We start from the raw sequence: 8,549 nt of genomic DNA on the forward strand, positions 1-8,549 counted from the left end.
GGGTGAGGGCAGAGCGCCGCTACCTGCCCTCACCCCTCGCCGCTACGCGGCTCGACCCTCTCCCAACGGGAGAGGGTTTAGGCTGCGCCCGCTTCTGGGCTTGGACACGCGCCCTTTTCCCACTAACCGCATCTCCATGACCGACGATCAGCGCTTCGGCCTGTCGCGCCACGTGACCTTGCCGGGGCCGCTCCGCCTCGACGGGGGCGTGCTGCTGTCGCCGGTCGATATTGCCTATGAGACCTACGGCACGCTCGCGCCCGACGGGTCGAATGCGATCCTGATCTGCCACGCACTGACCGGCGACCAATATGTCGCGAGCGACCATCCGATCACCGGCAAGCCCGGCTGGTGGACGCGGATGGTCGGCCCCGGCAAGCCGATCGACCCGGCGCGGCACTTCATCGTCTGCGCCAATGTGCTCGGCAGCTGCATGGGGTCATCGGGTCCCGCGACCGTCAACCCGGCGACCGGCCAGCCCTGGGCGATGAGCTTCCCGGTCATCACGATCCGCGACATGGTCCGCGCGCAGGCGATGCTGCTCGACCATCTCGGCGTCGGCACCGTCACCCTGGTCGGCGGGTCGATGGGCGGGATGCAGGCGCTGAGCTGGGCGGCGACCTTTCCCGATCGCGTGACCAAGGCAGTGGTGATCGCCTCGACCGCACGCCACACCGCGCAGAATATCGCGTTCCACGAAGTCGGTCGTCAGGCGATCATGGCCGATCCCAATTGGCGCGGCGGCGATTATTACGGCGAAGGCGACCCGCCCGCGGCCGGGCTCGCGGTCGCGCGAATGGCGGCGCACATCACCTATCTGTCCGAAGCGGGGCTGACCGAGAAATTCGGCCGGCGGCTGCAAGCGCGCGAGGCCAAATCGTTCGGCTTCGACGCCGATTTTCAGGTCGAAAGCTATCTGCGCCACCAGGGGCTGAGCTTCACCGACCGGTTCGATGCGAACAGCTATCTCTATATCACCCGTGCGATGGATTATTTCGATCTGGCCGAGGAGCATGGCGGCCTGCTCGCCAATGCCTTCAGGGGGAGCCGGACGCGGTTCGCTCTGGTCAGCTTCGACACCGATTGGCTCTACCCCACGCCCGAATCGCGCGCGATCGTCCATGCGCTCAACGCCGCCGGCGCGGCGGTCAGCTTCGTCGAATTGAGCAGTCCATTCGGGCATGATGCCTTCCTGCTCGACGCGCCCGAACTCAACCGCGTGGTCGACGGCTTCCTGAGGGCGGCATTATGATCGAGCTCGACGACGACAAGGCGCGGCTCGATGTGGCGCGGGTGCATGCCTGGCTTGCCTCGAGCTATTGGTCGCCGGGGATCGAGCGCGCTTTGGTCGAACGCGCGATCGCCGGGTCGCATTGCCTTGGCGCCTACCGCCAAAGCGAGCAGGTCGGCTATGCCCGGATGATCACCGATCACGCGACCTTCGCCTGGCTGGCTGATGTCTGGGTCGATGAAAGCGCGCGCGGGCAAGGCATCGCGCGGGCGATGGTCGCATGGTTCATCGATCATCCCGACTTTGCCGGCATCCGGCGGATGGCGCTCGTTACCGCCGATGCGCATGGCGTGTACCAAGCGCTCGGCTTCCACGCCTTGATCCGACCCGGTCGCTATATGGAAAGACTGGCGCCGGGGTTCGCCGACGCGTTGCGGGCGACGCCCGAATGAGCCTGCGTCCAGACCTCGCGGTGATCGCCGCCAATGTCGCGCCGGGCAGCCGCGTGCTCGATATCGGCTGCGGCGACGGCGAGTTGATGGCGGCGCTGCGCGACAAGAAACAAGTCGATGCGCGCGGGCTGGAGCTCGATGCCGGCGACGTCGCGAGCGCGGTCGCGCGCGGGCTGTCGGTGGTGCAGGGCGATGCCGATACCGATCTCGCCGACTATCCCGACAACAGTTTCGACTATGCGATCCTCAGCCAGACGCTCCAGACGACGCGCGCGCCCGACGTCGTGCTCGAACATCTGTTGCGGATCGGGCGGCACGCTTTCGTGTCCTTCCCCAATTTCGCGCATTGGCGAGTGCGCGCGTCGCTCTTGTGGGGCGGACGGATGCCGGTCACGCGGCTGCTGCCGGTCGCCTGGTATGCGACCCCCAACATCCACCACGTCACGATCGACGATTTCCGCGCGCTGCTGAACGAGCGCGGCATCATTGTCGAAGGCGCGTGGTTCCTGTCGGGCGATCAGCGCACCAGCGCGACCATGGCGAACCTGCTCGCCGAGCACGCGGTGTTCTTGCTGAGGCGGTAGGACGACGATCGCATTTGACCGTGCTCCTGCTTTCGCAGGAGCACCGGGGCACAGCGTCGTGCAGGCAGTCGCCGGGCGCGACGTGATTGCGCGGGAACCGCGCTGCCGATCCTAGAACGGAACGTCGTCGTCGAGGTCGTCGGAGAAGCCGCCGCTCTTGCCGCCGCCGAAGCCGCCACCGCCGCTCGGGGCGCCGGCGAAATCGTCGCGTCCGCCGCCCGATGGCGCAAAGTCGTCACGGCCGCTCGAGAAGCCGCCACCGCCGCCGCCGCCGGAACCGCCACCGCCGCCCGGCGCGCCGTCGAGCATCGTCAGCACGCTGTTGAAGCCCTGCAGCACGATCTCGGTCGAATAGCGATCCTTGCCGTCCTGGTCCTGCCATTTGCGGGTCTGCAGCGCGCCCTCGATATAGACTTTCGAGCCCTTGCGCAGATAGCGCTCGGCGACATTGGCCAGGCCTTCGTTGAACACCTTGACCGTGTGCCATTCGGTGCGCTCCTTGCGCTCGCCCGAATTGCGGTCCTTCCACTGTTCCGACGTCGCGATGCGCAGTTCGACGACCTTGCCGCCGTTCTGGAACGTGCGGCTCTCGGGATCGCGCCCGAGATTGCCGACGAGAATGACCTTGTTGACGCTGCCCGCCATTAATTCGCCCTTGCCTAGAGGCCGGCGAAGACAGCCAGCCAGTATGTGATTCCGGCCATGATGTAGGCGAGCAGGAACAAATAGCCAACCATGAAGGCGGGCCATTTCCACCCGTTTGTCTCTCTTCTGGTGACTGCGATGGTCGAGATGCACTGTGGTGCGAACACGAACCATATGAGGAAAGCGAGGGCGGTCGCCAGGCTCCAGCGCTTGTGGAGAGTCTGCGCCATTTTGGTTTCATCGTCGCCGCCGGCCGTGTCGATCGCATAGACCGTGCCGAGCGCGGCGACCGACACTTCGCGCGCCGCCATTGCCGGGATCAGCGCCAGCACGATGTCGCGATTGAAGCCGATCGGCCGGAATGCCGGCTCGATCGCATTGGCGATGCGCCCGGCGACCGAATAATTGACCTGGCTGACCGCGCTGTCCTTGGGCACCTGGGGAAAGGACAACATTGCCCACAACACGATCGTGGTGAAGGCGATCGTCGTGCCCGCGCGCTTGAGGAAAATCTCGGCGCGGCTCCACAGCCCGATCGCCAGATCGCGCACGCTCGGCAGCTGGTATTTGGGCATCTCCATCATGAAGCCCGAGGACGCGCCCTTGGTCACCGTGCGGCGCAGGACCAGTGCGACGACGAACGCGCCCGCCACGCCCATGATGTACAAACCGAGCATGACCAGCCCCTGCAGCCCGACGAACGGCAGCACCCGGACATTGGGGATCATCGCGCCGATCACCAACGTATAGACCGGCAACCGCGCCGAACAGGTCATCAGCGGCGCGATCAGGATCGTGGTCAGGCGATCCTTCTCGTCCTCGATCGTGCGCGTCGACATGATGCCGGGCACCGCGCAGGCGAAGCTGGAGAGGAGGGGAATGAACGCCCGGCCCGACAGTCCGACGCTCGCCATGATCCGGTCCATCAGGAAGGCGGCGCGGACCATATAGCCGCTCGCTTCCAGCACCAGGATGAAGAAGAACATGATCAGGATCTGGGGCAGGAACTTGATCACCGCGCCCACGCCCGCGATCGCGCCATCGGTGATCAGCGAGCGCAGGATCGAGTCGGGCATGACCTGCTTGACCAGCCCGGCCAGCCAGTCGAACCCGCCGGCGATCGCGTCGGCCGGCGCCGCGCCGGCGAAGAACACCGCCTGGAACATCACGAACAGCACGACGAACAACAACAGCACGCCGAACACCGGATGCAGCGCGACCGAATCGAGCATGTGCGTCCAGCGCCGCACCGGCGTCTCGGAAATCGTCGCGGCCATCGCGATCTGGCGCGCGCGGCGCTGCAAGGTGGCGATGTCGGCGTGGAGCACCGGGTCGCTCGGCCGCAACGCCGTCGCGCCCGGCGTGGCGAGATCGGCCAGCGCTTCCTTGAGGTCGTCGATGCCGCGCTTGCGCACCGCGACGGTGGGGATGACGGGAACGCCGAGCTCGCGTGCCAGCGCGTCGGGGTCGAGCTTGAGCCCGTCGCGCTCGGCGAGGTCGATCATGTTGAGCGCGACCACCACCGGCAGGCCGAGCGCGATCAGCTGGAGCGTGAAGCGCAGATGATTGTCGAGGTTGGAGGCATCGACCACGACGATGATCGCGTCGGGCAGCCGCTCGCCCGCCTGCGTACCGGTGACGACGTCGCGCGTGACGCGCTCGTCGGGGCTCGACGGTTCGAGGCTGTAGGTGCCGGGCAGGTCGAGCAATTCGACCGGGCGGCCATCGGGCAGCGCCATCCGGCCGGCATGGCGCTCGACGGTGACTCCGGGATAATTGCCGACCTTTTGCCGCGCGCCGGTCAGCGCGTTGAACAGCGCGCTCTTGCCGGCATTGGGATTGCCGACCAGCGCGACCAGCGGCGCGGGGTTCATCCTAGCTGGTCGGTAGCAACATGGATCGCGCCGGCCACTCGGCGGCGCAGCGCCACGGTCATGCGGCCGATCCGGCAGGCAATCGGTCCGCCACCGATCCGCGCGCGATGCAGCACCTCGATGCCGACGCCTTCATCGAAACCGAGTTCGCGCAGCCGCCGGCCCTCGGGCGCGGTCAGCCGATCCCAGGCGATACCCGCAACGGTCGCGCGCTGGCGCTGGGGAAGCTGTTCAAGGCTGAGCGGAGTCGTCGCCATGACGACTCACGTAGAAGTACTGCGACTGATTATCAATAACGTTCTTATACGTATTGCGCGGATTTCCCGATCAAACCGCCGGATACCGCAGCCGGCCGACGAACCGCGACAAACTCGGTCGGTGCTCGATCCGGCCGAGAAACTGCGCCTTGGCCTTTTCGAACCGCATGATCCCCTCGATCCGCCGCGCCAGGAAAGCGCGCGTATCGGCCTGGCCCTCGCTCTGGTCGTCGAGGAACACGGTGATCGTCGCGGCATAGACGCCGCCCAGCATCGCGCGCTTGGTATAGTGATTGTAGTCGGTCGCGATGTCGCCCGCCGCGCGCCACATCAGGTCGGCGGCGCGCCAGCCGAGTTTCGCGCCGTGCGCGACATTGGTCGGCATCGCCAGGATCGCCAGCGCGCGCCGCAACGTCTCACGATGCGGGGCGAGCAAATCGAGCCGCGCTTCGACCAGAGCGGCGATCTTCTCGCGCACCTTCATCTTGCCCAGTATTTCGGGCGGCAGTTTCTCGACCATCCCGCGGTCGATGCTCGCGAACCAGGCGTCGATCATCGCTATGGCATCGGGCAACGCGAGCAGCGCCACGTCGCGATCGACCCCGAGCTGATCGGCGGCCAGGTCGCGCGCCGCCGCTTTCCAGCCGTCGAACGCGGCATTGTCGGCGACGAGCGGGGCAAGCGCCGCGCGAATCTCGTCGAGCGTGGGATCGGCAGGGAGAGTCATGCCCATGCTTATGCGTCCTCGACCCCTTCGGGGGCAAGCTCGGCGGCGTCCTTGCGTTCGCCGCGGACCAGCACCAGCGCCACCGCGACGGCGACCGCGCCGATCATGTCGACGCCGTCGAGCCGCTCGCCATAGCCGATCCAGCCGATCGTCGCCGCCATCACCGGCTGGGTGAGCAAGGCGATGCCGATCACCATCGGCGACATCTGGCCGAGCGCGAAGATCATCAGCCCCTGGCCGATGATCTGGCTCGACAGCGCCATCAGCACCAGTGGGGTCCAATGGTGCGGCGTGACCTGTTCGCCGAGCAGATTGGCGACGATCAGCAGCGGCAGCATGCTGGCCAATGTCGACAGCGCCAGCGCGGGGATCGGCGCCATCGTGTCGCGCGCCTTGGCCATGGTCGCGAAATAGACGGTGTAGAGAATGCCCGCGAGCAGGCAGAGCAGGTCGCCGGCCAGATGCGTGGGCGCGATCTGCATCGACCGCCCCATCAGCAACCCCGCTCCGACCAGCGCCAGCAACAGCGCGAAGCCTTGCGTCCGCGATGGCCAGGCACGCGCGATCAGAAAGCCATAGACAGGGTAGAACAGGGTCGCCGAATTGCCGAACAAGGTCGCATTGGCGAGCTGCGTCTTGAGGATACCGATATGCCAGGCGGCGAGGTCACCGGCGAAACACAGGCCGCCGATCCCGATCGCCCACCACACGCCCCGGCCAAGCCCGGTCGGACGCCAGCCGGTGCCGAACGCCACGGCGAGCAGCACGGGGGCCGCCAGCGCGATTCGCCAGAACCCTGCGGCGACCGGTCCGACATCGCTCATCCGCACGAAGACCGGGCCGACGCTCAGCAGGATATTGGCGAGGATCAGCGCCGCGAAAGCAAAAGGATGGGCGGCGACGCTTTTGTCGTCCGAAGCTTTTCTTGTTGCGCTTTCCCGGTGCATGCGGCCCCATAACACCTATCTGCGCCGCGTCCGCAACGAAGTCCTGTCGGGAGGTTATCCAAGAATGCCTACGCTGTTCGATCCTATCCAGCTTGGCGATATTTCCGCCAGGAACCGCATCCTGATGGCGCCGCTGACGCGCGGCCGCTCGACCGCCGAGCATGTGCCGACGTCGATCATGATCGATTATTACCGCCAGCGCGCCGGTGCCGGCGTGATCATCACCGAAGGCACCGGCGTCAGCCGGCTCGGCCTGGGCTGGCCCAACGCGCCGGGCCTGTGGACCGATGCGCAGGTCGAGGCATGGAAGCCGGTCACCGCCGCGGTGCACGAGGCGGGCGGCAAGATCGTCGCGCAGATCTGGCATATGGGCCGGCTCGCGCGGCCCGACGTGACGGGGCTGCAGCCGCTATCGTCCTCGGTGACGCGCGCGCCCTATCACAAACCCGAAAACCCCTATGCCGAAGCGCGCGCCGCGACGCTCGACGACATCAAGCGCGCCCAGGGCGAATATGCCACGGCCGCGCGCAACGCGATCGCCGCCGGGTTCGACGGGGTCCAGCTGCACGGCGCGAACGGCTATCTGATCGACCAGTTCCTGCGCGACAACACCAATTTCCGCGACGACGATTATGGCGGCAGCCCGGAAAACCGCATCCGCTTCATGAAGGAAGCGGTCGAGGCGGTGATCGCCGAAGTCGGCGCCGGCCGCACCGCGATCCGTCTGTCGCCCAATGGCGAGACGCAGGGCGCCGACGACAGCAATCCCGAGGCGGTGTTCGTCCCCGCGGCGAAAGCGCTCAACGACCTCGGCATCGCCTTTCTCGAGCTGCGCGAACTGTCGCCGACTGGCACGTTCGGCGCGTCTTCGGTCCCGAAGCTCAGCCCGAAGATCCGCCAGGTGTTCGAACGGCCGCTGATCCTCAACCAGGATTATACGTTCGAGGCGGCGCAGGCCGATGTCGCCTCGGGCCTGGCCGACGGCGTCTCGTTCGGGCGCAAGTTCATCGCCAATCCCGATTTGGTCGACCGCTTTCGCCGCGGCGCCGAGCTCAACGCCGACGACTTCAAGACCTGGTACACCCCGGGGCCGGAGGGATATATCGATTACCCGGTGCTGGAGCAGCAAGCAGCGGAATAGGCCCCGGTAGTTCCTCCCCGCTTCGCGGGGAGGAACTTTAGGAACCCCGCCCCCCATGCTACACCCCGCCCATGGACGCGGTGGGCATTATCGGGCTCGCAGCCAGCATCAGCCTGTTGAGCGGATGGCGGCTGTATCTCTGCATCTTCGCCACGGGGCTCGCGATGCACACCGGCTGGATCGCCTTGCCGCAGCAGCTTCACAGCCTCGACGTGCTGGCCAATTGGTGGGTGATCGGCGCCGCGGGCGTTGGCGCGCTGGCCGAATTCTTCGCCGACAAGGTGATGTGGATCGACAGCCTGTGGGACACGGTCCACACGCTCGTCCGCCCGGTCGGCGGCGCCTTGCTCGCGCTCGCCATCGTCGATCCGCACGACACCAAATGGCAGGTCGTCGCCTTGCTGCTCGGCGGCGGCGCGGCGCTGCTGACGCATGGCGCCAAGGCGGGGACGCGCGCCGCGGTCAATGCCAGTCCGGAGCCGTTCAGCAATATCGCGGTGTCGACCGGCGAGGATGTCGCGACGACCGGCCTGCTGGTGGCGGCGATCGCCAGCCCCTGGGCGGCGGTGGTCATCGCAATACTGGTTCTGGTCGCCGCGGTCGCGATGCTGCTGCTGCTCCGCCACGCCTTCAGGCGGCTGTTCCCGAAGAAGCAACCGCCTGAGGCGACGTAGATCTAATTCCTCCCCGG

At 66.8% G+C, this 8,549-nt stretch carries 10 protein-coding genes; 5 read left to right on the plus strand and 5 right to left on the minus strand.

Features of this window, described 5'->3' with window-relative positions:
* Window positions 1-136: 136 nt before the first annotated feature.
* Genes metX through metW form a run of 3 tightly spaced genes read left to right on the plus strand, consistent with a single transcriptional unit; the run spans window position 137 to window position 2,267 of the window.
* Window positions 137-1,252 carry a homoserine O-acetyltransferase MetX gene (gene metX / locus SMA01S_RS23560; protein ID WP_066827845.1) on the plus strand — a complete coding sequence of 372 codons (1,116 nt, stop codon included), beginning with the start codon at window positions 137-139 and terminating at the stop codon, window positions 1,250-1,252.
* Window positions 1,249-1,683, plus strand: coding sequence for a GNAT family N-acetyltransferase (locus SMA01S_RS23565; RefSeq protein WP_066827847.1), 435 nt, complete (start codon window positions 1,249-1,251; stop codon window positions 1,681-1,683). The genes metX and SMA01S_RS23565 overlap by 4 nt, the downstream gene beginning before the upstream one ends.
* A complete protein-coding gene (gene metW / locus SMA01S_RS23570; RefSeq protein ID WP_066827849.1) occupies window positions 1,680-2,267 on the plus strand; it encodes a methionine biosynthesis protein MetW in 588 nt (195 codons plus the stop codon). The genes SMA01S_RS23565 and metW overlap by 4 nt, the downstream gene beginning before the upstream one ends.
* Before the next feature lie 111 nt (window positions 2,268-2,378).
* Here metW and ssb read toward each other — a convergent pair whose 3' ends face one another.
* From ssb to SMA01S_RS23595, 5 genes are all read right to left on the minus strand, one after another.
* Window positions 2,379-2,912 carry a single-stranded DNA-binding protein gene (gene ssb, locus SMA01S_RS23575; protein ID WP_066827851.1) on the minus strand — a complete coding sequence of 178 codons (534 nt, stop codon included), beginning with the start codon at window positions 2,910-2,912 and terminating at the stop codon, window positions 2,379-2,381.
* A gap of 14 nt (window positions 2,913-2,926) precedes the next feature.
* Entirely contained in the window at window positions 2,927-4,786 is a 1,860-nt protein-coding gene (gene feoB / locus SMA01S_RS23580; RefSeq protein ID WP_066827853.1) for a ferrous iron transporter B, read from the minus strand.
* Window positions 4,783-5,043, minus strand: a complete 261-nt coding sequence (locus SMA01S_RS23585) for a FeoA family protein (protein ID WP_066827855.1) — start codon at window positions 5,041-5,043, stop codon at window positions 4,783-4,785. The genes feoB and SMA01S_RS23585 overlap by 4 nt, the downstream gene beginning before the upstream one ends.
* Before the next feature lie 70 nt (window positions 5,044-5,113).
* Complete coding sequence (locus SMA01S_RS23590; RefSeq protein ID WP_439654325.1) at window positions 5,114-5,776, minus strand: COQ9 family protein; 663 nt, start codon at window positions 5,774-5,776, stop codon at window positions 5,114-5,116.
* 2 nt (window positions 5,777-5,778) lie between these two features.
* The gene (locus SMA01S_RS23595) at window positions 5,779-6,717 is read right to left on the minus strand and encodes a DMT family transporter (protein ID WP_066827858.1); all 939 of its coding nucleotides are present in this window, start codon (window positions 6,715-6,717) and stop codon (window positions 5,779-5,781) included.
* 64 nt (window positions 6,718-6,781) lie between these two features.
* Between SMA01S_RS23595 and SMA01S_RS23600 the strand changes: the two genes are divergently transcribed.
* Both SMA01S_RS23600 and SMA01S_RS23605 read left to right on the plus strand, forming a co-directional pair.
* Window positions 6,782-7,858: an alkene reductase gene (locus tag SMA01S_RS23600; protein WP_066827865.1), complete on the plus strand. Its 1,077-nt coding sequence runs from the start codon at window positions 6,782-6,784 to the stop codon at window positions 7,856-7,858.
* A 71-nt stretch (window positions 7,859-7,929) separates the two neighbouring features.
* Entirely contained in the window at window positions 7,930-8,532 is a 603-nt protein-coding gene (locus tag SMA01S_RS23605; protein WP_066827859.1) for a DUF4126 domain-containing protein, read from the plus strand.
* Window positions 8,533-8,549: the final 17 nt, after the last annotated feature.

The sequence above is a fragment of the Sphingomonas mali NBRC 15500 genome (assembly GCF_001598415.1).
In the GTDB taxonomy this organism is placed as follows: Bacteria; Pseudomonadota; Alphaproteobacteria; order Sphingomonadales; family Sphingomonadaceae; genus Sphingomonas; species Sphingomonas mali.